Annotated in this window: 23 protein-coding genes; 8 read left to right on the top strand and 15 right to left on the bottom strand. The window is 55.8% G+C overall.

Annotated elements, in window-relative coordinates:
- The coding region (locus KF784_16965) for a tyrosine-type recombinase/integrase (GenBank protein ID MBX3120753.1) at positions 1-305 on the top strand (305 nt) is incomplete at its 5' end.
- 243 nt (positions 306-548) lie between these two features.
- Here KF784_16965 and KF784_16960 read toward each other — a convergent pair.
- Complete coding sequence (locus KF784_16960) at positions 549-1,802, bottom strand: tyrosine-type recombinase/integrase (protein MBX3120752.1); 1,254 nt, start codon at positions 1,800-1,802, stop codon at positions 549-551.
- Between the two features lie 147 nt (positions 1,803-1,949).
- On the opposite strand from KF784_16960, the gene KF784_16955 reads away from it, so the two are divergent.
- The 4 genes from KF784_16955 to KF784_16940 all read left to right on the top strand — a co-directional run bounded on the left by KF784_16955 (position 1,950) and on the right by KF784_16940 (position 6,900).
- The gene (locus KF784_16955) at positions 1,950-2,642 is read left to right on the top strand and encodes a hypothetical protein (protein MBX3120751.1); all 693 of its coding nucleotides are present in this window, start codon (positions 1,950-1,952) and stop codon (positions 2,640-2,642) included.
- 459 nt (positions 2,643-3,101) lie between these two features.
- A complete protein-coding gene (locus tag KF784_16950; GenBank protein MBX3120750.1) occupies positions 3,102-3,953 on the top strand; it encodes a ParA family protein in 852 nt (283 codons plus the stop codon).
- Positions 3,950-5,080: a ParB/RepB/Spo0J family partition protein gene (locus tag KF784_16945; protein MBX3120749.1), complete on the top strand. Its 1,131-nt coding sequence runs from the start codon at positions 3,950-3,952 to the stop codon at positions 5,078-5,080. Before KF784_16950 ends, KF784_16945 begins: the two co-directional genes overlap by 4 nt.
- A 425-nt stretch (positions 5,081-5,505) precedes the next feature.
- Positions 5,506-6,900: a replication initiator protein A gene (locus KF784_16940; GenBank protein MBX3120748.1), complete on the top strand. Its 1,395-nt coding sequence runs from the start codon at positions 5,506-5,508 to the stop codon at positions 6,898-6,900.
- A 302-nt stretch (positions 6,901-7,202) separates the two neighbouring features.
- Here the strand turns inward: KF784_16940 and KF784_16935 are convergent, their stop codons facing one another.
- A complete protein-coding gene (locus tag KF784_16935) occupies positions 7,203-8,018 on the bottom strand; it encodes a hypothetical protein (protein MBX3120747.1) in 816 nt (271 codons plus the stop codon).
- 377 nt (positions 8,019-8,395) lie between these two features.
- On the opposite strand from KF784_16935, the gene KF784_16930 reads away from it, so the two are divergent.
- Both KF784_16930 and KF784_16925 read left to right on the top strand, forming a co-directional pair.
- Complete coding sequence (locus KF784_16930) at positions 8,396-10,738, top strand: PAS domain S-box protein (protein ID MBX3120746.1); 2,343 nt, start codon at positions 8,396-8,398, stop codon at positions 10,736-10,738.
- Positions 10,735-11,454 carry a response regulator transcription factor gene (locus tag KF784_16925; GenBank protein MBX3120745.1) on the top strand — a complete coding sequence of 240 codons (720 nt, stop codon included), beginning with the start codon at positions 10,735-10,737 and terminating at the stop codon, positions 11,452-11,454. Before KF784_16930 ends, KF784_16925 begins: the two co-directional genes overlap by 4 nt.
- A gap of 287 nt (positions 11,455-11,741) precedes the next feature.
- On the opposite strand, the gene KF784_16920 is transcribed toward KF784_16925, so the two are convergent.
- The 9 genes from KF784_16920 to KF784_16880 form a co-directional block, all read right to left on the bottom strand.
- Positions 11,742-12,206 (bottom strand): hypothetical protein, encoded by a 465-nt coding sequence (locus KF784_16920; GenBank protein ID MBX3120744.1) that lies wholly within the window; start codon positions 12,204-12,206, stop codon positions 11,742-11,744.
- Positions 12,207-12,404: 198 nt separating this feature from the next.
- Positions 12,405-14,000 (bottom strand): DUF4942 domain-containing protein, encoded by a 1,596-nt coding sequence (locus KF784_16915; GenBank protein ID MBX3120743.1) that lies wholly within the window; start codon positions 13,998-14,000, stop codon positions 12,405-12,407.
- 116 nt (positions 14,001-14,116) lie between these two features.
- Entirely contained in the window at positions 14,117-14,284 is a 168-nt protein-coding gene (locus KF784_16910; GenBank protein MBX3120742.1) for a hypothetical protein, read from the bottom strand.
- Positions 14,285-14,486: 202 nt separating this feature from the next.
- Positions 14,487-15,542 (bottom strand): toprim domain-containing protein, encoded by a 1,056-nt coding sequence (locus KF784_16905; protein MBX3120741.1) that lies wholly within the window; start codon positions 15,540-15,542, stop codon positions 14,487-14,489.
- Between the two features lie 57 nt (positions 15,543-15,599).
- A complete protein-coding gene (locus KF784_16900) occupies positions 15,600-16,511 on the bottom strand; it encodes a hypothetical protein (GenBank protein ID MBX3120740.1) in 912 nt (303 codons plus the stop codon).
- Positions 16,512-16,522: 11 nt separating this feature from the next.
- Positions 16,523-16,726: a hypothetical protein gene (locus KF784_16895; protein ID MBX3120739.1), complete on the bottom strand. Its 204-nt coding sequence runs from the start codon at positions 16,724-16,726 to the stop codon at positions 16,523-16,525.
- A 20-nt stretch (positions 16,727-16,746) separates the two neighbouring features.
- Entirely contained in the window at positions 16,747-17,064 is a 318-nt protein-coding gene (locus KF784_16890) for a hypothetical protein (GenBank protein MBX3120738.1), read from the bottom strand.
- Positions 17,065-17,099: 35 nt separating this feature from the next.
- Positions 17,100-18,653 carry an AAA family ATPase gene (locus KF784_16885; protein MBX3120737.1) on the bottom strand — a complete coding sequence of 518 codons (1,554 nt, stop codon included), beginning with the start codon at positions 18,651-18,653 and terminating at the stop codon, positions 17,100-17,102.
- A 356-nt stretch (positions 18,654-19,009) separates the two neighbouring features.
- Positions 19,010-19,711 (bottom strand): hypothetical protein, encoded by a 702-nt coding sequence (locus KF784_16880; protein ID MBX3120736.1) that lies wholly within the window; start codon positions 19,709-19,711, stop codon positions 19,010-19,012.
- 240 nt (positions 19,712-19,951) lie between these two features.
- Between KF784_16880 and KF784_16875 the strand changes: the two genes are divergently transcribed.
- Positions 19,952-21,283: a TraM recognition domain-containing protein gene (locus KF784_16875; protein MBX3120735.1), complete on the top strand. Its 1,332-nt coding sequence runs from the start codon at positions 19,952-19,954 to the stop codon at positions 21,281-21,283.
- Here KF784_16875 and KF784_16870 read toward each other — a convergent pair.
- The 4 genes from KF784_16870 to KF784_16855 all read right to left on the bottom strand — a co-directional run bounded on the left by KF784_16870 (position 21,252) and on the right by KF784_16855 (position 25,776).
- A complete protein-coding gene (locus KF784_16870) occupies positions 21,252-22,367 on the bottom strand; it encodes a site-2 protease family protein (GenBank protein MBX3120734.1) in 1,116 nt (371 codons plus the stop codon). The genes KF784_16875 and KF784_16870 overlap by 32 nt on opposite strands.
- 2 nt (positions 22,368-22,369) lie before the next feature.
- Complete coding sequence (locus KF784_16865) at positions 22,370-22,960, bottom strand: hypothetical protein (GenBank protein ID MBX3120733.1); 591 nt, start codon at positions 22,958-22,960, stop codon at positions 22,370-22,372.
- Positions 22,960-24,825: an ATP-dependent helicase gene (locus KF784_16860; GenBank protein MBX3120732.1), complete on the bottom strand. Its 1,866-nt coding sequence runs from the start codon at positions 24,823-24,825 to the stop codon at positions 22,960-22,962. Before KF784_16860 ends, KF784_16865 begins: the two co-directional genes overlap by 1 nt.
- A gap of 321 nt (positions 24,826-25,146) precedes the next feature.
- Positions 25,147-25,776 (bottom strand): hypothetical protein, encoded by a 630-nt coding sequence (locus tag KF784_16855; protein ID MBX3120731.1) that lies wholly within the window; start codon positions 25,774-25,776, stop codon positions 25,147-25,149.
- Positions 25,777-25,886: the final 110 nt, after the last annotated feature.

Genomic DNA, 25,886 nt, shown 5'->3' with positions numbered 1-25,886 from the left:
GCTTTGCGTCACAAGATCCGCTGTTCACGAATCATCATCCGCATTCCCGAGGGGAGCGCATGACGACACGTGGGATGCGCAAGCAGCTGAAGGCTGCGTTTAAAGAAGCGGGCCTTGCCCAACCCCATGTAACCGCTCTGTCACTTCGGCTGTCGGGAGGAGCCTTGGCTTATCGAAAAGGAGCGAGCCCGTCTGAGATCAAGAAGACCCTGCGACATGAATCCATTCAGACCACCCAGGTCCTCATTGACCAGGTGAACCGCATACGATTTGGGGCGGAACGCTACCTGGACGACATTCAGTAATCGACGAGGGCCTCGAACTCGCAATGAGTTGGCTGAGCAGGCCTCAGAACGGGGCCAACGTCAAGTTGACCCAAAACCCGAAAAGTAGGCCAGGGGCAGCTTGAGGAGGTGGCGCGCGGCGTGGTCTTCTGAATTCACAAGGAGGACCGACAATGGCACGACGACGTGGACATACGGAGGAGCAGGTTCTGGCCGCTTTGCGGCAGACCGCGGGTGAGACGTAAGGAGCGTATAAGGACGTCTTCAGTACCGCGTGATCGCATATTCCGCTCCCTCCTCCAGCCGATCAATCGCGTGAAAATACTTTTGGGTGGTGCGGATGTCCTTGTGATTCAGCATGGCTTGGACTTTGAATGGTGATTCCATGCGAGCGGCCTCCGTCGCGGCCGTATGGCGGAGACTATGTGGCGTCACCCGTCGTTGCCCCCGGCGGCGACTTTCGTGCGGTGACGCTTCGCCAGGTCGCGCTGCATCTCGCAACCCGCAGCGGGTCATGGCTTCCGTAATGCGAAGCTGGATGGCGCGGGTCGTAAGCCGCAATCGCTCATTTGTCGCCAACGCTGAACCATCCGCTCCACCCGGCTTCGACCGTACCTGCTCAAGATGCGCGGTGAGCTTGTCATGATGCCGGGCAAACAACGGCTCGCGTGGTGACACCGGCCCGCGGGCCTCTAGATATCGTTGCAGCCGGTTGTAGACCTCCGGCATCAGATTCACAAAACTCTCCTTCGTCTTCTGCCCCTTTCCCTGCGTCCGCAAGATCCACTGCGATCGTGTGACCGCCGCGCCACTGACTTCCCTTGTCTCGTTCGCTCCCTGCTGGACCTGGATCTCTAGGCACTCGAGGTCACCGCAATCTGCCCGCTGGATCTGGATCGCGCGCAAGCCAGTCTTCGCCATAAGATACGTCATGGCGGCGTCGCGCCGTCCGATAAGGGAGTCATCAAAACTGCCGATCAATGTGGTGACTTGCGTGGGGCTGAGTGGAAGCCGCTGATAGGTCTTGTTATCGACTCGCTCGTCCGGAATCTCCCGGCCGGGATCCCAATTGAGCGGGTATCGGACGTGAATCCATCGACAGAAGGCCCGAACCGCCGCGAGGTAGTTGTTGATCGACCGCGCCTGCAATCGTTCTTGCCCCTGATCACGACTCTCACACAACCAAATCTTGTAGCCATGGAGCAGTGTGGGGCCAAGCGTCTCATATGGCCGTTCTTGCCTCCACCAGCGATAGAAGGCCCAGAGGGTGGATTGGTAGATCCGGTACGTACTCGCCGCTTTGTTTGCCTGACAAAAGAGCAGGTAATGGTAGAACGTGGCCTGAAGATGCACGCGATCGCCGTCTCGGCCAGGCTGGAGTATTCCCGGGCTCCTGATCCCCTCCCCCATCTCACGCGACAGCATGGGCATCGGCGACCTACCATCAGGCGTCGCGTCGGATTCGTCCACCGTGTTGATCTCCCTCTCGCTCTGGATCGTGCCAGCAGAATACGCCAATCAGAGTACTTCGTCAAAGGTTCTCTTTTATGAAGTAGTAGGACGGCACTTGACTTTCGTCCATTAGCAGACTATACAGACTTATATATGGACAAATGACACGATTACACAAATAGCGTCAATCATGCATGGATATCAACGGTTTAGATGAATATTCCTGATCAGAATCCCGCTACTGGCAGGGCTGAATCCGCGCCTTTTTCGTCTGCCCTCCTCAGCGAATCCGTGTGGTCACCCCTCGCCTACACTGGTCTTCTCCACTTCCTCTTAGATGGAGGGATGACGGCGCTCTCGGCTCCAACACAAGTGGTTTACTTGCAGCTCGTTCGAGAGGCCTTCGGACGACGACGCAATCCTGTGGCAATGACCCTTGATCGTCTCCAAGCGAGGACGGGCTTGAGTCGCTCCACCATTCACCAAGCACTCCACCGCTTGGCCGATCCTGACGTGGATATCGTGAATGTTGTCCATCCGGGAGGCGGGAAGCACCCCGGTCTCTATGAGATCCACCCCTGCTCCTATCAAAAAGTCTTGGGACTTAGCGCGAAGCGTGTGCCAGTGCGCCGCCGGTCTAAAACGGCCCCCCCAGATGGCCGGTCGATTGAGAACCTGCTTGCCCAATTGAGCGCGGAAGATCGGGCTGATTTGCAGGTCGTATACGAGTCACTACAGGCCCATGAGCGAAAAATGATCGAAGAGGAGGTTCGTGCCAGGTTTCATGATATCGGCCAGAATCCCGATAAAACGACCTTTCAACAAGGCCTACTCTTCTATTTGCTGAAACAGCGCATGTACGGACGCCTCCGATCCAAGTACCCCACCCTGTCCTCACCAACCTAGGAACTTCTCAGACGATACGAGTTGCGCCCGCGCAACTCGTAAATATTCCACTAGTATCGACCTCACAGACAAAACATATTTCACCATCGTCGCCTGAACCTAACAAACATAGTTATAATCATTCACTTACATTCAATTTGCCTAACAATCTTTAGCAGTATATTTACGAGCATTATTCGCATACGCAATATCGGGAAAGACCCCTCCATATCCCTTCGTGAGTTGCGCCCGCGCAACCACAAAACATTTTACAGTGACGCGTCGAGATATAGTTATTATATTAATTAGTTGACAGGCCCCACCATGAGGAGTAATGAAACAGTCAATTGCGGCCCAATGTCTACAAGCTAATCCAACACATGTTAGACAAAACGCCGTGGCAAATTACATGTCCTGAGTAGGTTGGTTTTTCCTACGCTCTGGTATATGGCCTATACATAGTAGGCCGAGGAGGTATCGATGCCGAATGTAGTGGCCGTTATCAATCAAAAAGGCGGGGTGGGAAAAACCACAACGGTGGTGAACCTTGCAGCTGCGCTCTCTCGCCTTGGTCATCCCGTTTGCGTGGTCGATATTGACCCACAAGCAAATGCATCTTCGACACTTGGAAAGGTAAGTCCATACGAAGCCAGAGTAACTGCCGCCACACTGATGATGGATAACAAACGCGATGAGGACATGACCGCACCCTGGTATGACACCATAGAGAAGGAAGTCCGCCTGATCTATGGCCATGTGTCCTTGACCAAAGCGGACCGAGAACTTCCCAGGGTTTATCCGACGATGCCATCCATCGTCCTGAAGCGTCGCCTGGAGCAGATGGCCTTTGGGGATGAAGATATCGTCCTCATCGACTGCCCGCCGACCCTGTCGATCCTCACGATCAACGCCCTAGTCGCTTCGGACTACTATTTGACCCCTATGATGTCTGGCTCAAAATACAGCATCACGGGATACGAAGACCTCATGGAGCTGGTGCGCGATGTGGTGGATAGCGCTAATCCTGCCCTGAAGTGTTTGGGGATCCTCGTCACGCAACATGATGGACGAAAAAACGTCTGCAAGTCCATGCGGGGCGTGATCGAACGTCGTTTCGGAGATCTTGTGTTTAAGACCGCAATTCCCCTGGCCGCCAAGATCCAAGAATCGGAATCGCTAAAGAAGACGATCTTTCAATTAGATCGGCAGAGCAATGCTGCACGCGAGTTCATGGATCTAGGCCGCGAGGTCTTGGCTCGCATGGGTTTAGGTGCATTGGCGGAGCCTGACGACATGGATGAACCGGTCGAGGTCGGGGCAGGTGAATCATGACGAGCAAACAAGTCTCCAAAGGCAAAGACGAGAAGCCGCCTCTCTCGAAAAGCAAAGAGGCCAAACCTGAACGCCAGAAGTCCTCACATCTCGCTGATCTCGAAGCCTCCTTTGATCGTGATGCTCGTCGCATTCGCCCGTTTGCCCTGGTCGGTTTGGATACACAAGGTGGACAGCCCGGACCAGAACACACGACACCCCCGAGCCAAATACCATCGACAACCTTCGACTCGGCTGTTGATGGCAGCGCGTCCGTCTCTATCCCGTTGGGTGCTGAAGCTACGGCTTCGCCTGTCGGCCCCAAAGCGGTTCCCATAATCGCCCAAGAGGCAGATCACCTGCGTCGCCTCGAAGAGGTCGTCGAAGTCCCGCTCGATCGGCTGGTACCGAGTCCTGACCAACCACGATCTGAGGTCGATCCTGCGGCTGACCAGGAGCTATTGGAATCGATTCGTGCCTATGGCGTGCTCACGCCGATTCAGCTCCGTCCGGTAGAGGATGGGAAGTACGAAGTGGTGGCCGGCGAGCGGCGATGGCGAGCCTGTGCGTTGCTCGGAAAGACCTCGATTCCGGCTCTCGTTCGTCGAAAGGACCGGGACCGCGCGGCGGCTGAGGCGCTGGTCGACAACGTTGTCCGGAAGGATCTGTCTGCCCTCGAGGAGGCCAGGGCCTATCAAGCCCTGATCGAACGGTATGGTTTTCAGCAGTCCGAGTTAGCTGAACGCCTGGGCTGTCACAAATCACGTATCTCTAGGGCGCTCAGCATCCTGAAGCTGCCAGAGAGCATCTTAAACGTGTTCTTCGGACCTGAGAGCCGCATGACGGCGACGCATGCAGAGGCGCTCCTCCCTTTGGCCCATGACGAGCCACGCCTTCACGCCATCGCTCGCCGTGCCTCAAAAGAATCGTGGACTCGAGATCGGATCCGACAGGAAATCGATCGCAAACCACGAATTAATGAAGGTGCCCAAGCCGTGCGGTTCGTGGAGCGTGGGCGGGGGGGAGACCGTGGGTTCATGCTGACCATTCTCTTTCATTCCAACAAGCCGCATGAAATCCCAATTATTGAGGAGGCGCTCAAACAGGCGGCAGCGCGTATACAGGAGTTTCGTGACAAGCTGACCTAGCGTGAGATGTTCAATGAAAAGTTTCATTCAACTTACGAACGGACGGGCGGCGTTCTCATCCCCGTTGGGAAGGTTTTCTTCCACCTTCAAATATTCCAGTCTTTTTGAAGATTTACTGTATTACCGGATCGGGGGCGAATATCGATGTGGTGCGCGATCCTAGTTATCCACAGCCCTATCGCTAGTTGAGTGAAGATTTCGCGTTAGTTCGATGAAGGTCTCGCAAGTTGAATGAAGAAACCGGCTCCATTTTCACGTAAGTTGAATGAAAGCCGACGTAAGTTGAATGAAGTCACGCTACTTCGATGAACGACACAGTTTTTATAAAGCATTGATTGCGCAACGAAAAACAAGAATTAAGCGACTGATAAACTGTGTCTCTACGTTAGAAACTTACGAAAGAATTAATAAAGAACGTTACGCTGATGGACGCTGATTTCACACCGCCTTCGGAATCGGACGAGGGGACTGGTTCCTCTGACGGGATTCCCGCTGAACTGATCTTCCCTGGAACCACCACGGATCACGGCTCTCTATCGGTCACCACCCCCGACCACCTCCTCAGCGAGCATATCTTAGGATCAATTCCACTGTGGGAAGCGAAAGGCCGCCCAACAGGTGCGGAACGAGCCTCGTACCAAAAACAGATTTATCGAGATGTGTGGCGTAACAGTCGGTTATGTAAAGTCTCCCTAGTGGTCTACGGCAGCGGCGATTTAGGGCTTCCGAATTCGATTGATCTGGAGTTCTTTCGAGGGTTTGAACGATGGACGAAAGCCGCGCTGAGTAGGGGAGAGCCATTTAATCAGTTAGTAAAGATTTCAGGTCGTGAATTGTTGGAGGCGAGCGGGAAAGGCCTTGGCGGTGCCTCGTACCAGGAAATGGATCGGTTCTTTCTGCGTATGGCCGGCACGATGATCGGCGCCGGGCGAGATTGGCGACAAGAAGGCGAATCGGGGGGAAGCGAGAAACGTCCTCGTTCGAACAAGGGAATCGTCTTTCATATTTTTCAAACGGTGGTGTTACCGGGGCAAGTCAATGCGGAAGGCTATGTGGCGGATAAGTATGAGGTCGAGCTTGCCACGTGGTACTGGATGAGCCTGAGGTCGGGCAATTGTATCGTCATCGATCATGAACTCTTTCGGGACCTCCATGGATCGATTACAAAGCTGTTGCATCAGTTACTGCACAACCTGTTTTACCTTGGGCGTGGAACGGCCTCACAAAAGTATTCCGAGCTGGTGCGGAATTGGCAGATCAAGCGGCATAGCGCTCTATCATTGGTAAAACAGCAATTAGACGACGCACATCGCGAGCTGCTGGAAAAGGAGTTTATTTCACGCTGGGAGTATGTGCCGATTCGAACGCCGGAGGGTAAGGAGTTTGAGATTATTTGGGAGGCGGGCCCGGCCTGGTGGGCGACGGACAAGAAGACGCGGGAGTTCCGTGAAGAGATGGTGGGAGCCAATCACCGCGAGTTGCAACAGATCGGACGAGAGCTGGATCCGTTCCTCCTCATCGAGCAATCTGATGAGAGCAATCAGGAGAAGGATGGGCAACGAGAAGCCTCGAATGCGCGGCTCCTGAGCGTCGTGCTAGAGATCTCCGGAAAGCGGAAGGACCCCAAGGTATGGGAGAAATGGTGGAAGCGTGCGATCACCAGCGTTCCCCATCCGATGATCTGGCGACGAATCGGGGAAGTGAAGGAACGTCGATTATCTGGACAGACGATCAACCAAGGAAGTTATCTCCTCAGTCTCATTCGGGGTGATGCTGCCCGGCTGGGGCTCCCTTGGGCCACATCCGACAAGGTTAAGTAACTCCAGTCTTTCGTGCCTTCAATCGGTGCCGGTGAGCGAGGGACTGTTGGCGGACTACCAGTGAGCGATGGGGCGCCATGGAGATCGGGATGTCCTGGGAAACGGGATCCTTTTGGACAGGATGACGGTCCACATAATGGTCCAGGTGAGGAGACTCGTCCAGTAAGCAAGAATGGGGTCATCCTTAAGGATTCAAATGGTGAAAAACAGCATGGTCTCCAGATCTGAGCGGATCGATCATTGAGCGAGGCGCTGTCTGCGCCTCGCTGAGAGTGAGCAGTCCTTGTTTTCAAATCGGGGCATCAGAAGAGGCCTGCCAATGAATCCTCCAGTTTGTCGCTGAGAATCTTGCTGGCTTCCGGAACGGACAGCCACATCTTTTGATCCGACGCCACAATTCTCGCTTGATGGAAGCGGCGAGTGCCTTTCCGGATCTCGCCGATTTGTTGAGTGACCTGCCCTGCCTGAGGCGGGGAGACACTCTGCTGATTCAGAAAGCCGAAGGCCCCGGCTTGTGACTGTGGAACCCCTGGGCCGGGCATGCTGTTCGTCGTGATGGATTGTTGAATTTCTTCCTTGGTGCGCTCCTGTACCATCGCGTCGACCACGCAGGCGACGATAGAATCTTCTGAGAGTTTGCTCGCGGCAAATCCTCCGACGGCTCCCACCGCCCCGAGTATCGGAATATGGCTGAGTGAGGCCCCGCTGAGCGCGGCGGCAGATCCGGCTGCGACCCCGATGGCTCCTCCGAATCCCCCGGCGATCAAGGCATCGACGGTCTGCCCCGGCTTCAGTTTATTGCAGAGCACCACCTGGCTTTGAAGGATGAACTGAGCGTTGTCGGGGTTATCAACGATTGCGTACCCCTTGGCTTTGATTTTGTTGGGGAGTTCCCCAAAGTTGATATTAGGGTTGTCGCTGGTATTTCGAGTCTGGAGATAGATAGTCTTCTTCTCCGACGGGGTCAGAAAGATGGCGTTACTGCTGGTGAGATTGACCTCATGGCTTAGCGTCATGTGGCCAGCACAGCCAAAGATCGATCCGGTGGCAATACCCACAACAACAATGACGAAGGCTCTGCCGGCTGAACAGAGGGTGCGACGGATAATCGGTGACATGCTTTCCTCCTGGATTAGGTGAACGAGTCTGAACCGCTTCTGCTATGTATTGCCGGATAGCAACAGAGTGCCTTTTGGGATATTAGGTGGGACAGCGATCACACAGAATGGACCGGACCTCAAAGATGTTTCTATTTGGAACAACTGGAAATGGAGCAGTGTTCTGCGGTAAGAGATTCGCTTGAAGTGGACGTTGAGTATTGAGTCATCGAACGATTGTTGCCATACTGTGACGGTTGAATTATGAAGTCTGATAGCGTGGAAATACGTATTGCCGGATGACTCTCTCAAGTGCCACCGGCATTCTCTGACGGGAAATCGCATCGTGCATCAGCCAACTGCGGTGTGAGGCGGTAGGCGGGAAGGTACAGGTCGGCATGTCATTAGGCATCAAAGGCCAAGACTCGACGTTTGATCTCCAAGAATTCTCAGTCGGCGATGTGTGCCGTCTTGGGTCGAAGTTGCGACGTATAGAGACAGCGGGAAGATCGTCAGAAGAGATCTCGCAGTCGATCGCGGAGTGTCTGGTGCGTTCGTTTTATTCTCACGAACTTCGTCGCTCGCAACTGTCTCTTGTGGAGGTGTTTCAAACGCGAAATCTTGGTGAGATCCCGATCCACCGTCAAGAGCGATGGGTACAGACGGCTGATGGGGCGCACGCTTCTGCTCAAACCCGCGTTCTCGCATTGATGGGGGTGGCTGGAGACTCTGTGGAATGGACAGTCGGAACGCCTCCGTTCGGACGACATTGCATCCACCTTCAGGAGGAGTTCGATTCAGAAGAAGCAGCGTGGTACACGCAATCGTGGAAAGAGTTGGGCCTGAACAGGCCAGTGAACTATTTGGGGAGCGATTGCGTCGTTACGGATTCACACAATCAATTGTTTGAAATTAGTGTGCATGAAGTTCCTGTTTCACCGAAACTCGGAAAGAGAACAGAGCTTCTGCGGACGCATGAGGTGAAACAGATTGTTGGCCTGGGGGGACCGTTGCCTTCTGGAGAAAGTTACTGTGTCTTCCTCTATGCCAATGTGCCGCTCGATGCGAAAACTAAGTCCCTGTTTCAAATGGTGTCGGGGAATATTTCTCTGGCGTGTTCGGCTGGAGATGACCAGTGGTGGAGTGCTCGGGCCAAGCGTGGTGAAGGGACGCCATATTCGAAGGAGGCTGGCTTCGCGTTTGCCCAAGGGATCTATCGCCGACTTCTCGAGCTGAATGAGTCGTTCGTTGTGGATCAAGAGAAGAGCTATTTTGAGGAGGTGCAAGAGTTACGTCAGAGCGATCTTAAGATGCGACGCATCGCGGATGCGGTGCCTGGTGCGGTGTATCAATATGTCATTGCGCGAGATGGGTGCCAGCGGTTTAGTTACATCAGTCGTGGGGCCGTGGACATGGTGGGGTATCCGGCGGACCTCATTGTTTCGGACTATAACGCGGTCTGGAAACTGGTCCTACCAGAAGATATGCCAGGGATCATGGCGTCCATTGAAGATGCAATTCGGCGTGGATTGCGGTGGGCGCATGAGTTTCGATTGCGACTCCCCGATGGTCGGGTGAAATGGTTACGCGGAGATTCCCTGCCGGAGGTTCCTACCGCCGATGGAACGGTGCTGTTCCACGGTTTGTTGACCGATGTGACTGAGCGGCGGTTGGCAGAAGCCGAGCTGCGGTTTACGCAGTTTGCGACGGATCATGCGGCGGATGCCATTCTTTGGGTGGGGCCTGATCGTCGCATCATGTATGTCAATGTGCGAGCAGCCGAGTTGTTGGGCTATTCACGTGAAGAGCTCTTGAATTTGTCGGTGCCGGATATTGCGCCGTTGCAGAGCCGAATCGACATTCTTAACGATCTGACACGGCTGAAGGAGGGCGAAGTAGTTCAGTATGCGACTACTTTTCGGAGAAAGTCTGGAGCGGTCTTCCCTATCGAAGTGTCGATGCGATGCTTGGAACACGATGGGGAGGGGTATGTGTGTGCGATCGTGCGCGACGTGTCGGAGCGGAAACGTGCCGAAAGTGTGATTCAAGAGGGAGCGGAGGCTCTACGTCGTAGCCAAGAAGCGTTGCGTGCCCTCCATTCCCAATTGCTGACCGCGCAAGAGGACGAGCGCCGTAGGGTTGCCCGGGAATTGCACGATGATCTAGGGTCGCGCCTGGGGAGTGCAATTTTGAAGGCTGAAGGGAAATTGGTGTTGTTGGAGAACAACAGTTCTGAGGCCGCGGTCCTCAAGAATGTCACCGATGAGCTGCGAGGAATCAGCGATCGGGTGCGAACGATTGCGCACGGACTGCATCCGTCGATTCTGGACAATCTGGGGCTCTCGGTGGCGCTAAAGAAGATGGTGAAAGAGTATGGCAGTTGGTCGGGTATGAAGGTTGTCAGTAATATCTCTATGGAGTTTACCGAGGTCTTGGATCGGGAGGTCGCGACCTGTCTCTATCGAATTGCCCAGGAAGCCTTGATGAACGTAAAGAAACACGCTGGTGCACAGCAGGTCATGATAGCGTTGGCCCGACAAGACGATTGGGTGCAGTTGAGTGTGAAAGATGATGGAATGGGGTTCAGCCCCGAAGCAGAATCGCGTCGAACGAAAGGACTGGGTATTGTCGCGATGGAAGAGCGTATCCATATGGTTGAAGGGGAATTGACGGTTCAGTCAGGAAAAGGGCGAGGTGCTGTCGTAGTGGCTCGGGCACCTTACAGGGAGCGTGAAGCATGACGGCTAGTGTGGATTCGTCGATGAACTCTCCGGTCAAACCGATAAGCGTGGTTTTCGCTGACGATCATGCGTTGGTCGCAGATGGAATGACCACCATCTTATATGGTGTCAACCATAAGCAGCGAGACTACGAATTTGCCGTGGTGGGCCAAGCGTCCTCAGGACGTGGGTTGCTGGAGCTCGTGAAGCGGGTTCCTGCGGATTTGGCGTTTGTTGATATCTCGATGCCGGATATGTCGGGTCTTGATGCCGTGCCAAAGGTCCGGGAGATCCGGCCCGACATTAAGATTGTCGTCGTGACCATGCATAGAGAACCCGAATACATGACCCGAGCGTTATCTGTGGGGGCAAACGGGTATCTGATGAAGAGTTGCAGCGCTCAGGAGTTTTGTCATGCGATCGATGAGGTAATGAGAGGCAACGCGTATGTGACGAGCCTGCTTGGAAGTTGGCCAGGAGGCACTCTTCCTGGTTCTGATGACGAAGAGGATCAGCTCGCCTCCCTGGGGATGTCGCAGCGGCAGCGTGAAGTCGTAACGTTGTTGGCTTCAGGCAAGACGATCAAAGAAACCGCGTTTCAGTTGGGGCTGAGTCGAAAGACCGTTGAACACCACAAGGCGATGTTCAGGGATAAATTCGGCATTGATACAGACGCCGACCTGACGAAGTTTGCGATCAAGCATGGTCTGACCGGGATCGATTGGATCCGGAAGTAACTGCGCGAACCGATGGGGGCATTCATTCTTCACCGCAGAATCGGTGGCACCGCAATCAACTTCTTTTCGCTCTCTGCAACGTCGTTCAGTGCCGAACACCCGCAGATCTGGATCAGTGAATCTAGGTCAAACCCGAGATCGACTCTGTCACATCGACTTCCTTGACGTGTCCTTCCATCGTATAGGCTCAGGTCTCGAATGCCATTGATTAGCCCGTTCCCGGGGGAGAAAGAACAGCCCGCGGGATGCTTGCATCGTCGATGCGAAGCTTCTCCAGACCTTGATGCCTACTGCTTATCTCCTGAAGTTGTCCGTTGGTTGGGTTGGGCAGCGTGATGTGAGTTTTTGGGCATGACGGGTTTGACAAAGTCCACCCATCGTTCTTCCATCCTTCTCTCGATCTCGCCAAACAACCTCGCGGCCTCTCGTATTTCAACAATACCGCCGTACTTCAGATTGAGAGACAGTTCTTGAAGCTGCGCCGATTTAATGAAATACCACGTTGCTCGTCCGCGGAAGTCGACTGTTTGCTGCAACGCAGTGGCGAGGGCAGGAAGGGCCGCTACGAACGCTGTGAATAGAGGGAAACTTTTCCCGTCTGCGACAAGAATGGCGGCGATTGCACTGGCCGCAATGGCACCGATCGACAAAGCTAGATCAGTGAGGTTGTTGGTCCGGCCGCCAGAAAATGCACCCGCAGCACATTCATCAATTTCAGTCGCTAGTTCTTGGATCTCCGGGTTCGACGCCATTCGAATCCTCCACGCTGAGATTTACCTCGCGGACAAGTATAAAGGCGGCACCCATTATGCTCCTTATTCATCATGGTTTGCAGTTGAGCGTTCACCGGCGGATATGTTTCCACGATCTGAGATCTTACGAGTGGCTTCACGTTTATGCGCTCTTCGATCTCTCACGCATCGATTTCCCCAGGGACTACCCGATCCTGGCTAGGTGTCTCCTGAATGTGTTAGGGCGAGACGTGGGGAATTATGTGCAGGCGATGGCCAGTCGTGAGGGGTATTGCTGGCTGAATGAGGAGATGAGGCATGGGAGTCCTGATCATTGTGGCAGGTGGTCCCGATCCACTGACGCCCTGCGGCTGCGGTTGTGTTGAAGCTGGCTAACAGGTCATCCCGTTTCCATCTGAGATGCACTGTACCTTTTTTGAAGTAGCGGATACGAAAGAAGGTACTCTCGCAGTGGCGATGGCCCACCCCGTGGTTGTGAAATGAGCATTCTAGTGCATCCCGTACGGTGATAATCTCCTCGAATTTGTCCCCATCAAGCACAGCGAGCACGCGATCCAGGTCGGAGTAGAGCTCGCCGGCGTCACGGGTGGACCACAGGTCGAAGCGTTCATTCCAAAAACGACAGCCGTAGGGAAACACAAGTTTGCAATTGACCTTGTACGAGTCGTTGGTTTTCCAGCCGGACCTGCCGTCACCACTTCCGATGTCCCCGGTGGTATTGCCCTTGTAGTGCCGGGTGAGCGCAACGAACACGTTCCAGACAGATCGTTCGAAGAGTCGTTTGCGCTGTAGAAAAATGTTCGTGAGGGTGCCCTTGATGTTTTTTGCTGTAAAGGGGACGGTACTGTCTCGCTCCAGGTCTTGTAAGAGTTCCTGGGTCTGCTTCGTATCCAGCCACTTCTGAAAGTCCATTTGTTTAAACACGTGCATCCAGGCGCTTCGTCGAAGGGCCCGTGCGAATTCGGCGCGTGCGGCGGTGGTGTTGGTTTGTGCCATGCCCAGGATCTTTTTGAGATCGGCTTCGTCCCGTATTGAGCTGCCGGGGAGAAGCTTGGTCCCGAGCGCTTGCATAAATAGACTGGCTTTGCGGATATGGGCGAAGGCCTTAAACATCTCCTCCAGGGAGTGTGTGTAATAGTGCTGCATATTACCAAGCGTGTCGCGGAGCGCGGGGATCGCCTCAGGGGTGCCGATGTCGTCGTTAATAGATTGTTCGCGGTCGGTTGTATGCCAAAGATGGATGCGATCATCCTCTGTCGTCTTCTTGAGGTAGACAATGACGACTGGAGTGTCGGTGGGCCGTTCCGCCTTGCGGAAGCAGGGACCAAGGGGCTCCACCGAGCCATGTGCAGCGATAATCGTGGCCAGCCGGCGGCGTTCTTCCGTATGGGGATTATCGATAGTTTCTTGATTCAGGAGGCAGACAATTTCGCCGTTGTGAAGAAAGTCCCAAGCACGGAGCAGATGGAGGGCGCCTTCGCTGAAGGGAGGATTCATCACGATGGCGTCGTAGTAGGAGACGCCGTCGTAGGTCAACCAATCGTAGCCGACGACGGTCAGCTCCTCATGGGCTTGGAGAATCTTCAAGAGATCAGGGTGGAGTTCGATCACGTCGACTCGGTGGCGTGACCCGGAACTGTAGCGGGACCCAGTCCGGCCGAATCCCAGAATGGCCTTGGCGAGATCGCCTTTGCCGGCGCTTGGCTCAAGAAAATGAACGGCATTACGGTTGATTTTCTGGAGCATCTTCGCCGCAACGGCGCCGGGTGTAGGGTAAAAGTCTTCGCTGAACATACCGCTCCTTTTCGACAGACACAGGCAAGTGTGAAAGGAATAGGCTGGCGCTTTTGAGGAACCCTCTGGGCACAGCACTCCAAGCCAGGAGTGCTGGGTGAATCCGGCACGGGTGATTACTGCTTCCTCGCCAGCGCGAGGATCTTCCGTCCCTCTTGGATCGTCTGGAAGCTGAGTCTGTAAGCGCATACACGTTCGATCCAGGCGAACATCCCTGGTGCATTGCAGAGGAGGGCGGCATTGGCCAGGGCCTCATCGACACGATGTCGGCCAAGGTAGGCCACGCCGTCTTCATTGAGTACCTGGCAAATCTTTCCATCTCGTCGGCGAGGGGCCAGAGATGTCCCCGCACCTACGATCTAAGATCCATGGACCTGGTGTAGGTTTGGTCATTGGGCTCCTGTGTCCTCAGGAGCGGACGCCGTGCGGTGCGTGCGACCAGGTGCCGGGGCGAACGGCTGAGGCCGACGAAGGTGACCGGCTACGCTAGCGTACGGGTGAGTGGTGAAAACCTGTTTTTGTCAGGTCGAGCAGCGACACGCGTTGAGGGCGCTTCAACCAGAGCTTGTGAAGATCTTTCACGCTGGCGTTGTGATGCAGGAGTACTTCCATGACGTGATAGCCCATGTGCGTCAGCAGTGAGACCAGTTCCTTCTGGACGTGTGGACCTTTTTTGGGCTGGCTGGTGTGGGGTGGACGTTCCATGGCGGCACAGCTTGCGTCGTTATCCAGCGCGATATAGATGATTCGTGAAGGGAGTCGCTGGAGATAGTCCTGGAGGCGCTCGCCCGTATTCAGCCCATTCAGCGCACAGAGTGTAAACGAAGGGCCGAACAGTTCATCGCCTGCGAGGCAATCCACGATGCTTTCCGTGATCAGAATCGGCGCGTTGCTGCGTTTCAGGATCCAGGGACCTTTGAGACCACGGGCGACCCGCATAAGTGTGGGTGGGGCCTCGCCCAAGGCCCGCGCCATTAGTCCCTGCATGAAATGGATGTTGGGTGTGGGCAACGGAAAGGCCACGTAAGGAATGCCTTCGTCGCCCAGTCGCATCCATACAGCGCCAAGGTGTTGGTTGTAGGGGAGTGCTAACGTCTGGAAATACGACCGGAGCTCCTCTTCACGTTCCGGGGTCATGTTGGCTCGTGCGGCATAATAGAGCTTCTTGGCGTGAGCAATTCGTTCTTTGTCGGTCGGCGGGGCGAGGGAGGGTCCGCTCGGAGCCGCCATACTCCTGACAGTGTTGTGCAGGATCCGGTGCAGGGCTTCTGCGAACGTCACATGATCGAGGAGTTGGACGAGGTCGATGAGGTCTCCGTGGTGCTTGCACCCCTCATGTTCGTTGCGTCCGAAGTCGTACCACACCCAGGTGCCGTCCGGTCGCTGCGACACAGAGAACGAAGGATTTCTGTCTTCGCGATAGGGCGCGTGAAAATCAGCATGGTGCGGTCGTCGCGACACCGGTGTGTGGCCGCGAGAGATGAGAAACTCAATGAGGTTGATATTTCGGGCGCGAGCAATGGCGTCTGGAGTAATGGACATGAGCGTTATCAGTACCGGAAAGATGGTGTGTCGTGGTGATGGCAGAGGTGCCTACGGTCAGGCGGCCTCGTCGAAGTTGTAGAGGCGTACCGGTCGTTTCACAAGAAGCGAATCCAGCTGGTCCTTGATCGTACCCATCCCAGTCTGAACGACGCCGGCAATCGATTGATCACTGCGCAGTAGTTGCGAGTTGACTCCGCTCAGGACGTTTTTGGCCGAGCTGACGAGTTGCGCGAGTTCGACGTCGTTGCCAAGGTTGCGGGCTTCAAAGGTGTTCAGGAACTCCAGAAGATTGGTGAGCGTGCTGCTCTTGAAGGTTTTGGACTTGCCCGTGTCACTCGGACTCAATCGATCGACCAGGTGGTTGACGAGCGATCGCATGGCTTCTCGAAGGTAGGTGTTCACGTCCTCGAGCATGTTGTTGACCTTCTCCATCGACCGGCGTTCTTCTCGTTTGAGCATGGTAGCGCTGATGGTCTCAAGTGTGCCGGGAAGATCAAAGGTAATGTAGGAGTAGGTCAGGCCGAACGCCGCCCGTACCGTGTCCGGGTCAGGGTAGTCACTGGTCCGATAGGCTGCCTTGAGGCGAGCCGCTTCTTCGGCGATCCGGGTATCGTATTGTGCGAGAAAGACATCGACAAGTTGCCGGAGTTCCTCCTCGGCGTTGGCGATAATGGTATCAACCTCGGCGGCGAGCGCCACGGGGATCAGGTACATGCCCGAGCGAAGGCCGGCCGGCAGAGTCAGTTTTTCGAGTTTGGTCCGGACGCGCGAGTACAGCCGCGTAATGGCCATATATTCCGGACACGACAAAATGGACTTGGTCACTCGGACGCGGCTAGGTTCTGTATCAATGGAAAGCACCGTGGCACTGTCCATCCGGCGTTGAATGCCGAGCTTTCGATACGTGAGCATGAGACAGAAAGCGTTCTTCCAGAGGGAACCGAAGGCAGATTCAGCATTGAGCATGATGACCTCGTTTAGTGGTGAAGATGTTCGTCGGTGTGATGATGGTGATGCGTGTGTGTCGAGCGCTGAGTGCGTTGTAGTTCCCCGCCTGAGAGTGTGAGGATCTGTTGGATAACGTCTTCGGCGGTGGCGTGGTTGGCCAGGCTGATCTCGTCGGTGACCAGCTTGATGGTGCCGTCTGTCTCAATCGTGATGCGTATGCTGTCGGTCTGCATGGGGAAGTCACTCCAACGGGTTAGGAGAAACGAGTGAGTTGCAATTCCTGCGCTGCGCCTTCGACGCGCTCTAACGTCCACCCGAACTGTTCAGCGGCCGTTTGAATGATGGTTTGTGCATAGGCTTGCTTTAGTTCGGTAATCAGGGTTTCGTGTCGTTGCTCCAGCGTGGCCTGTCCTTTGGCAATGGTGATTCGCTGATTCTGTTGAGTGGTAAAGACCAGGACCTCGCCATTGATGGCATGTTCCCATCCGAGGGAGGTACCCGCGGCGATGAGGAGAGGGAAATCGGCCATATTCAATTGCACCGAGACTCGTTGCTCGAGATAGCAGGGCATCGTGTGTTCCTTTCCTCTAAGTTGAGACCGCCGGCTCATTGCGCGAGCGTAATGGTGCGAGGGCGTGTGTGATGCGGCGTGTCGCGGTTCTGGTCAAAGACGCCGTCGCGGTTGGCGCTCAGATAGGTTTGATGCGCCTGAGTTTCGAGGGCTTTAATGCTCTCCTTGGCACTGATGGCAGTGGGAACGATGTACTTGGCTGCCTCGGACAGTGGAATGGAGAGTTCCCAGCTGAGTCGCGCGCAACGCTCAATTTCCGCGCCTGTCCAGTTGTGATCACTCGGTCGGTCGGCGTCAGTGGCGAGACCGAATTTGGCGAGATAGATGGTCCAGATCGCCTCGCGCTCATCCTGACTTGGAAGATCCACATACCACGTGCCGTATCCGAATCGACGGATGAGTTCGGGCGGTAACTGACTGATATTGTTGGACGTTGCAATGAAGCAGGCCTTGTCCTGAGAGATGGCAGAGATGACATTCAGCGCTTGCCGCATCTGTTGTTCACTCGAGCCGACCAGAGAGGACTTGAGACCGGAAATGTCTAAGGCGATGGTGGGAATGTTCGCCTCGGCTCCCGTGGCCTTCGCGATGGCACTCTTCGAGGTTCCGTTGGGGCCGACGAGGAGTAATCCTGATGCCTGGTGGTCCTGCATGTAGCTCAGCAGAATCCCGAGTAAGGCTTGAGAGACTCCTGAGGTGTCTGAGGCCTGTCCGGTCGATCCGGAGAGGCTCTTTTCAATTTCGTCGAGCCACACGATGCAACGGGGAGCCCGTTTGGAGACCAACACCTGCTTGAGAAAGCGCTTGATGGTCGCGACCCCTCCGATCTGGGCGTAGCTGTTTCCGCCTCGCCAGACGCTCAGCCCTGGTGTCGCATCGATGACCTGTCGTTTGCGGTCCCACAGCTTGTTGATGTTCAGCCCGCTCGCTTGCATGGAGCGAGCGACTTCTTGTTCGGCGGTAAAGGCGCCAAGGCCTAGGGTGGCATCGACGGCTTTGCCCAGCGTGACGGGATCGGGGACGGGCAGCGATGCGGCCGACAGCTGCTCTTTAATGATGGATTCCAACTGTGCGGCCGTAGGGAGCGGTTCGTTCAGGAGCACCACGTCGCTGGCCAATTCCGGAGGCAGTTTGAACCCGATGCCCAGGAGGACGATCGTGTTGCCGTTGGCCTTATAGAGGTCGCGGCAATTCCAGAGGCCCTGGATGAAGAAATCGTTGGAGAGGTAGCGGTGCCCGTTCAGAATGAAAGTGAGCGCGCGTTCAGGAACCTTTTCGAGGAGGCGGAGCGTCTCTGCAGGGTTGATGGTCGTATTCTGTTTCGAGGGCCCGACATATTGGGCATGCCAGTTCTTGCCTTCCTCGTTGAGAGGGAGCAGGCCATGGCCAATGTCCCACTTGAGGATGGGAAAGGCGTGGAGGCCGAATTCGTTGTCGGTCTCAGCTTGTGAGGCGCTGGCGACATTGACCAATGACCAGGCCAGGGCTCGCATGGTGGCGGCTGGGTCGAGCGAGTTCACGGCAATGAGTGGGACACTGACGTTGCGGGCGGTACGAAAATCGAGGGCCAGCGGGTATTGTTCAGACATGGGGGATCCTTTGGTTTCAGAGCGTGAGAGGGCGTGATCCACGAAATGGTGCAGAGCGCACGTTGGTGGCGCGGTCGCTTCGGGAGTGGCGTTAGCCGATGGGTGGGGTGTCCATCAGCGAACGGATGCGTTTACCTGTTTCGATAAACGAGGCATGGTTGTCCGTCCGGTAGTATCCGTCACACTTCTCGAGCAGTCTCATGACAATTGGAAAGCGAGGATCTTCAGGATGGAGCGAGGCCGTTAACTGGGCCAGGCGTTTGAACCGTTGGAGCCAAGTGGTGTGTGGGGGGATGGGCTGCGGGGCTGACATAGAGGCTCCATGTGTTTGAGGGAAGAGACGCTCCTGGGTTCCTTCAGCTGCAGCCCTTGGAACTCCCGCAGGTGGAACAGGTACGGCACGTGCCTCGTCGGACGAGCGTGAATTGATGACATTCTGGGCACGGGTCCCCTTCGTACCCCTTTATTCTGGCTTCTTCGAGGCCGAGTGTGGTCGGCGGGGCTGCAGTCTCTGCGCGTGAGAGGGGTTGGGGCGTGTGGCGGCTCGTGGATTTAGCATAGGGTTTGACGGAGTCGCCTCGAAGGTCGTCATGGGTGACCTGGACATGAGCGAGGTCCTGTCGGTCGAGGTAGTTGATCGCCAGGTCGCGCATGATGTAGTCGAGGATGGACGAGGACATCTTGATCTGGTCGTGTCCCGAGACAGGCCCGTTGGGCTCGAAGCGCATTAACGTGAAGGACTCGACGAATTCTTCGAGCGGGACGCCGTATTGCAATCCTAATGAAATCGCGATGGCAAAGCAGTTCATGAGACTGCGAAATGCGGCCCCCTCCTTGTGCATGTCGAGGAAGATTTCTCCCAGCGTGCCGTCCTCGTATTCCCCGGTCCTGATATATAGCTTATGTCCTCCGATCGTAGCTTTTTGGGTATAGCCGGTCCGGCGATTGGGCAGACTTCGGTGTGTGCCTCTGCCGATGGCGACAGTGTGGGACGCCAGCGCCTGGTCGGCGTCAGCGACATCTTGTGTGTCACTGGAGTGATGAAGAGGGATTTTCATGGTGCTCCTGGGAGGTCCGATCCGTAAAGGGTCCGTATCGTTGTATTACTGATTCGTGAATGGTCGGGGAATAAAGTGGGTGCGGCTACCTGAACGTGAATATGGCCGATGTGCTGACCTGGTGGAGCTTCTGACCCCGGTAATACAGCATGAGGAGGGACCATGTCGGAACAAGGCATTGAGCAGTTGCGGGCCCGCAATCGAGGGGGGCATCGAGATCCCATTGTGGACGGGAAGGTCTTGGTCGGCTATGGCGCATGTTTGCAAGACCCCCAGCGACGAGAGGGGTATCTCGTCATCCGGGATGAGGATCGTTCCGGGCATGTGGGGATTTTTGGGACGACGCGCATTGGGAAAACACGACTGATGGAGTCCATTGTCGAGCAGGATATCCGGAGCCACAAATCGGTGGTTGCGATCGATCCCAAAGGGGACATCGACCTCTTCTCAAAAGTCGTGCAAGTCGCCGCAGAGGCCGGGAGGCTGGATGAAGTCATGCTGGTGACACCGATTTTCCCAGACTACTCCAACTACCTCGATCCATTGGCAAATTATTATATGGAAGATGAGTTGGTCAGCCATATCGTCTCAGGGATCAAGGTGAAGGATGATTACTATCTCTCTATCGCCTCCGAGGTTTCGCAGGTCATCGTCTCGGGATTGATCAAACTCGCGACGAGTCGGGGGCAAGTCCCGACCATCTCATTCAATGATGTTAATCAACGGGTGGGCTACACCGAATTGATCAATTTTCGAGATGTCTTAAAGGTGTTGAATGATACGGAGGAGCTGTGTGGCTTGATCGATCGGGTGTGCCATGGTCCCGGCATCGCGGAACATTTTGCCAAGGTGTCGTCGTCCCTTCGCACCATGTTGAGCGCGCTGACCTTTGGAAATATCGGCCGCATTATCGGGAAGGCGAGAACCAATGAATTCATCACTCGTCTGGAACAAGGCAAGCGGGTGATCTTGGTGTGTCATACCGGGTCGTTGTTGAGCCCTCGCGCGTCGCTCATTTTCGGGCGGGTCTTTGTGTCTATGATTCAAAGTCTCGTTGGCCGGCTCTTCGCGTCCGGTCGTCAGTTAGATCCGCCGTTGTGTGTGCATATCGATGAAGGGCATAACGTGCTGTACCAGGGGATTCAGGAAATTTTCAATAAGGCCGGCGGGGCCAATGTCTGGCTGCACTTCTACGAGCAATCGGGTGCGCAAATGTCGGCCGAGATTGGCGCGGATCTCGCTCGGAGTATCAGTGACAATATCAACAGCTGGATCTATTTCAGAGTCAATCATGCCGAGACGGCACAAAGCGTGGAGGATGCTTCTCCGCTGGTGCAACGGCCACGGTCCGTCGTGTCCGTACAAGGCAATGTCACGTTGCATCTGAATGAAGAACGGTTGGTGTTGAGAGACCGTGTCTTGCATCTACCCAAGCGGTGCTTCTACATGCGGACCCATGGGCAGTGGTACAAGGGAAAGACGCTGGATAGCAGCGCGCCCTACGTCCAAGTGAAGTTTCCCACTCCTGCGGTCAACAGTCCTAAATCGGAAACCCCTCCCTCTGCCGCGTAAGCGTAGGGCCCGATTCTGGATTGCCGATGGCATCTTGGACCCGGGCGATCATCGAGCGGGTCACCATCCCGACACACGTGTTTCCCGCAAACACCAACAGCTGATCCGACCCGCTCAGGAGCATCGCATCGAGCGCACGTTGCAGGGTATGAGTGGGGTGTACGATCACATCTGGGGACAAGGCTCGAATGAACGGGGTGATGGTCGCTCCGTTCGGCGCGAGCCACTTGGGGTCTGTGCGTACATCCTTGTAATACACCAATCCGGTGATCCGTCCGTGCTCGGCAGTGGGGTAGGCACGGTACCCGTAGCGAAGAAACTGGTCTTGCAGTTCTTGGAGGGGCGTATCGTGGACCAGCGTCACCACCCGGTCCCGTGGAATCATTACCTCTTGCAGGGGTCGGGTGAGCTGTTCGCTCTGTTGCACGGTGCGATACGCGGTTTCGGCGATCATGCGCAGGATCCCGCCAATAATCGCAAGCCACAGCGTTTGATACTGGAAGATGATGCCGAGGATGCCGATGGCCATCATGCCACTGCTGATTTGTTTACTCATTTGAGCGGTGCGCTCAGTGGCAACCGCAAAGGAATGTGTTTGGGTCCATAAGACGGCCCGTAAGATTCGGCCGCCGTCCATCGGCAGGCACGGAATGAAGAGATTGTAGGCGCCGAGCGTGAGGTTCACTTTGTAGAGAAAGTTCGCCAGCGGGTCTGCTTTCATCGCATAGAGCAGAAGGGTAAGGAGAAAGGAACAACCTGGACCTGCGATGGCCACGAGAATTTCCACCCTTGGGCTGGACAGTTCACGCTCAAAAATGGTCCAGCCTCCGAGAATGTGCAACTCGATGGTTTTGACGGCGTAGCCGAGTCGCCGCGCGGTGACCGCATGGGCCAATTCGTGCAGGAACACCGAGACGAGAATGAGGAGGGTGGCGATCGCACCGGAAGCCCACTGGTAGCTGACAGGGAGGTCAGCCTGCGTGTCGTGAAAGTAGTTGGCGGCGAGACTCCAGGTGATGAGACCGAATCCGATGAGCCATGTGTAATGAAGCCGCACATGGAAATTGGCGATGCGAAACGTCATTTCTACTCATCCTTATTCAGCGGGGGTGTGTGTCTGGAGATGCGTGTGACGGAGCGAGTGCCGCTCCTTCGAGGTGCGGTAGAAGCCGGCTCTCCCGTGGTTTTGGTCCGCCGCTTCTCAGGCGGGGGCAACTGCGCCACAGGTCGTGGGGGATGTGGTTCCATTCGTGGTTGATCCACGGGCACCGGCCTACCTTTCCAGGAGCTCTCAGCCGTTTCGAACCGCCAATGTCCCTGCGCGAGGTCCTGGGGTGACGCCTGCCCAGCCACATATTGGACGACCTTGAGGGCGTCATCGACCTCATCGGCAATGGCGACGAGGATCAAATAGCCCCGGGGAACGACGAGATAGAAGCCGCGATATTCCCGGTCTTTGGTTTCGCCGCGTTTCACTTCCACGATGTCCCCGATTGCGGCGTCGAAGGTACATGCGCCGACGGCTCCGAACCGACCCACGGGCGTAATTTGGATGGCATAAAAGCCGCGTGCCAGCGATTTGGCCTCGGTGTCCCAGGTGACCCGAGCCACAAAGGGTCGATCCTTCCGTTCGCATTGGGTGCGGAACTCAAAGCGGAATGTGGATGGCGCTTTCATCAGACCTGATCCATCGCGAAGCCAGGCAGAATGTCGTCGGGAATCGGCGCCAGAAACCGGCAGAGCGAGTCGAGATTCTGCTGGGACGCGTTGTGGTAGTGCTCGGTTGGGTAGGTGAGAAAGAGCTGTTCTCTCGGCCGTGTAATGGCGACATAGAGGAGGCGGCGTTCTTCTTCGAGGGTCTGCTCGTCATGCCAACTTCTGACTGGAGGAAACTGGCCATCGAGGACCCAGATGACGAAGACTACGTCCCATTCCAAGCCTTTGGCGCTGTGGATGGTGGAGAGTACGAGGTGGTGATCGGGGTGTGCATGTTTGCTGCTCGAGGTGGCCGAGGGGTTCAGGGTGAGGTCTTCCAAGAACGCCGCCAGACTGGTCGATTGCCGTGCGAGGTCGCAGAGCGGTTTCAGGTCTTCGATCCGGACTTTGGCATCTTCCGGATAATCGCGTTTGAGGATCGGTTCGTAATGCTTGATCACGAAGGTGAGACGATCGGTTAGAGGAATGCTCTCGTCCTGTGTCGTTCGAATGACGTTGTTTAAGAGTCTGATGGTCGATTCGGCTTTACCAGGAACTTGATCGAGCACGTCCAGAGGGTGAGGAGCTTCCTGCATTGTGGCGATAATCCGCTCGGCCAGCTTCGGCCCGACGCGATCGAGCAGCAGGAGGAGGCGATGCCAGGCATTGCTGTCGAGGGGATTGTCGGCCGCCCGGAGGTAGGCAAGTACGTCTTTGAAGTGCGCCGTTTCGGTGAGCTGGAGGCCGCCATACTTGACGAACGCGAGCTTATGTCGGGCGAGTGTCAGTTCCAAGTTGTTGGAGTGAGCGGAGGAGCGAAAGAGGACCGCCATGCGATGGAGGGGAATGCCTTCGTCATGGCATTGGAGAATGCGCTCCGTGAGCAAGTCGCTTTGGGCCTGTTCGGAATAACAGGCGATCAATTCTGGAGACGGTCCTCCGGCCTTCGCGGTGAAGAGCCGTTTTGGATAGAGATCCTTCGCATCCTGGAGCACTGTGTTGGCCAGGGTGAGGATCGGGGCGGTGCTGCGATAGTTGTGCTCGAGTTTGTAGAGCCGCACGCTAGGAAAGGCATCCTGAAACTCGAGCATATTTTTCGTATGGGCGCCGCGAAAACCGTAGATGCTCTGGGCGTCGTCCCCGACGACCATCACGTTGTGGTGGCGGCTCCCGAGGAGCCGCACAATTTCGGATTGGAGTTTGGTCGTGTCCTGGTACTCGTCGACCAGGACGGCCTGGTAGTGCGTTCCGAGTCGGCGGCGGCTGGGCTCATGGAGGCAGAGTAATTTGTAGACCAGGTACAGCAGGTCGTCATAGTCCACGCGATGTTGGCGCCACTTCGTTTCGGTATAGGCTCGAAAGAGCACGACGAGCTGAGGGGTGTGTGCGTCCAGCCACGGGAAATCACTGGAGACGGTATCCGCAATCGAGCGGAGCGTATTCACGGCCCGGCTGAACAGGGCGAGGATGTGTTGTTTTTTGGGAAACCCTTTCCGACGGGAAAAAGACAGTTTGCTCATCAATAAGTGCACGAGACCTTGCGCATCGTCCTCATCCATAATGCTGAACTTGGGAGGGAGTCCGAGCGCGCCGCCATAGTGTTTCAGCCAGATCAACCCCATCGCGTGGAAGGTGCCGCCTTGGATCTTCAATGAGTGCTGCTGGAGTAGCAGTTGTGTTCTGTGGATCATTTCCTCTGCGGCCTTCCGAGTAAATGTAATGAGGAGGATTTGATCGGGGGGTAGACCTTGGGTGACGAGGTGTGCAACGCGATGAATAAGGGTGTGGGTTTTACCGCTGCCAGCGCCGGCCAAAACCAGTGTCGGTTCGGCCGGGGCGGTGACCACAGCGAGTTGCTCAGGATTGAGTTGCGCATTCTGAATGAGGGGCGAGATCGTGGCCAGGTTGAGCTCTACGGCTGAGTGTCGCTCTTGGGTAAGATCGTTCGGGGTGTGGATGTGTGCATGCAGCCAGTCCGGGAGTTTCCGAGGCGACAGCGGGAGAGGCGATGGCTCAGACGGCTCCTCTGCCGGTAGAGGAGGATCGAGCGGGAGAGGAAACACGGATGTTGTGTTGGTGTCGTAGGCGGACATGAAGTACCTATGTGTTACTGGATCTGAACGGACTGAGGCTTTGGTGGAATAAGGCGACGAGGGTCGCCGGTGGCACTAGGGGGTGTGGATGCCAGGAGCGGCAGACTTGGTCCTCTGGATGGAAAGCGGCGTGCGCAAGAACCGACAGTATCCGGCGGTTTGAGGATCAAGGGCGTGGGCGGCGGACGAGAAGTATTCGCAGGCAATGCATGTACGTATGATCGGGAGTGAGTCGGTAGCGATCATGTTCCGGATGGCCTGCTGGAGTTGGTGAACCAGGTCTCGTACCCCGGCGGCGGAGCCGCAGCGCGCATACTGGTAGAAGCTCGTGGTCCAGGAGTCAAGCGAGACTGTCACGGTGTGCCCAAGCGGGGTAAGCCCATAGACTGCTTGCTCGGACGTCCGTTGGGACAACATGTGGATTTCCTCGCGCTGGACGAGGTTGATGAGTGCGCTATCAATCGTGAACGGATTGATCATGGTGATTTGGCGCAATTGGAGGCGCGTGAGCGGGCGATCCTCATTGGCCAGGGACACACACAGGATCAGGCGTTCGGCCAGTTCGATCGGGGTATCCAATCGGTGTTCTGCCGCAAAGTTGTACAGGGCGATCTTGGAGAGGGTGGTGCGGAGTGCAGACCGATGGTCGTCAGCCGAGTGGGCCTGATCGACGGAATTGAACGATTCGGGAGAGGAACACTGCATGTGCAGATTCTCCGATTGTCGTAGCTCACCAGTACAAGTATTTGTGAGCATGAACAAGTGTCCAAATGCCTGTTGGCGAGGGAAGGGAGTTGGGGATCTCCCTAGGGCGC

The sequence above is a fragment of the Fimbriimonadaceae bacterium genome, from assembly GCA_019638775.1.
Taxonomy (GTDB): Bacteria; Armatimonadota; Fimbriimonadia; order Fimbriimonadales; family Fimbriimonadaceae; genus JAHBTD01.
Note: the sequence above shows the minus strand (reverse complement) of the source record. Positions and strands in the feature narration are given on the sequence as shown.

What these genes read in the sequence shown, in the direction of transcription:
- KF784_16925 (MBX3120745.1), top strand. Translation starts at nt 10,735, where the DNA reads ATGACGGCTAGTGTGGATTCGTCGATGAACTCTCCGGTCAAACCGATA.
- KF784_16895 (MBX3120739.1), bottom strand. Translation starts at nt 16,726, where the DNA reads ATGCAGACCGACAGCATACGCATCACGATTGAGACAGACGGCACCATC.
- KF784_16955 (MBX3120751.1), top strand. Translation starts at nt 1,950, where the DNA reads ATGAATATTCCTGATCAGAATCCCGCTACTGGCAGGGCTGAATCCGCG.
- KF784_16940 (MBX3120748.1), top strand. Translation starts at nt 5,506, where the DNA reads ATGGACGCTGATTTCACACCGCCTTCGGAATCGGACGAGGGGACTGGT.
- KF784_16880 (MBX3120736.1), bottom strand. Translation starts at nt 19,711, where the DNA reads ATGAAAATCCCTCTTCATCACTCCAGTGACACACAAGATGTCGCTGAC.
- KF784_16865 (MBX3120733.1), bottom strand. Translation starts at nt 22,960, where the DNA reads ATGAAAGCGCCATCCACATTCCGCTTTGAGTTCCGCACCCAATGCGAA.
- KF784_16915 (MBX3120743.1), bottom strand. Translation starts at nt 14,000, where the DNA reads ATGTTCAGCGAAGACTTTTACCCTACACCCGGCGCCGTTGCGGCGAAG.
- KF784_16870 (MBX3120734.1), bottom strand. Translation starts at nt 22,367, where the DNA reads ATGACGTTTCGCATCGCCAATTTCCATGTGCGGCTTCATTACACATGG.
- KF784_16950 (MBX3120750.1), top strand. Translation starts at nt 3,102, where the DNA reads ATGCCGAATGTAGTGGCCGTTATCAATCAAAAAGGCGGGGTGGGAAAA.
- KF784_16900 (MBX3120740.1), bottom strand. Translation starts at nt 16,511, where the DNA reads ATGCTCAATGCTGAATCTGCCTTCGGTTCCCTCTGGAAGAACGCTTTC.
- KF784_16905 (MBX3120741.1), bottom strand. Translation starts at nt 15,542, where the DNA reads ATGTCCATTACTCCAGACGCCATTGCTCGCGCCCGAAATATCAACCTC.
- KF784_16885 (MBX3120737.1), bottom strand. Translation starts at nt 18,653, where the DNA reads ATGTCTGAACAATACCCGCTGGCCCTCGATTTTCGTACCGCCCGCAAC.
- KF784_16855 (MBX3120731.1), bottom strand. Translation starts at nt 25,776, where the DNA reads ATGCAGTGTTCCTCTCCCGAATCGTTCAATTCCGTCGATCAGGCCCAC.
- KF784_16930 (MBX3120746.1), top strand. Translation starts at nt 8,396, where the DNA reads ATGTCATTAGGCATCAAAGGCCAAGACTCGACGTTTGATCTCCAAGAA.
- KF784_16920 (MBX3120744.1), bottom strand. Translation starts at nt 12,206, where the DNA reads ATGGCGTCGAACCCGGAGATCCAAGAACTAGCGACTGAAATTGATGAA.
- KF784_16890 (MBX3120738.1), bottom strand. Translation starts at nt 17,064, where the DNA reads ATGCCCTGCTATCTCGAGCAACGAGTCTCGGTGCAATTGAATATGGCC.
- KF784_16935 (MBX3120747.1), bottom strand. Translation starts at nt 8,018, where the DNA reads ATGTCACCGATTATCCGTCGCACCCTCTGTTCAGCCGGCAGAGCCTTC.
- KF784_16945 (MBX3120749.1), top strand. Translation starts at nt 3,950, where the DNA reads ATGACGAGCAAACAAGTCTCCAAAGGCAAAGACGAGAAGCCGCCTCTC.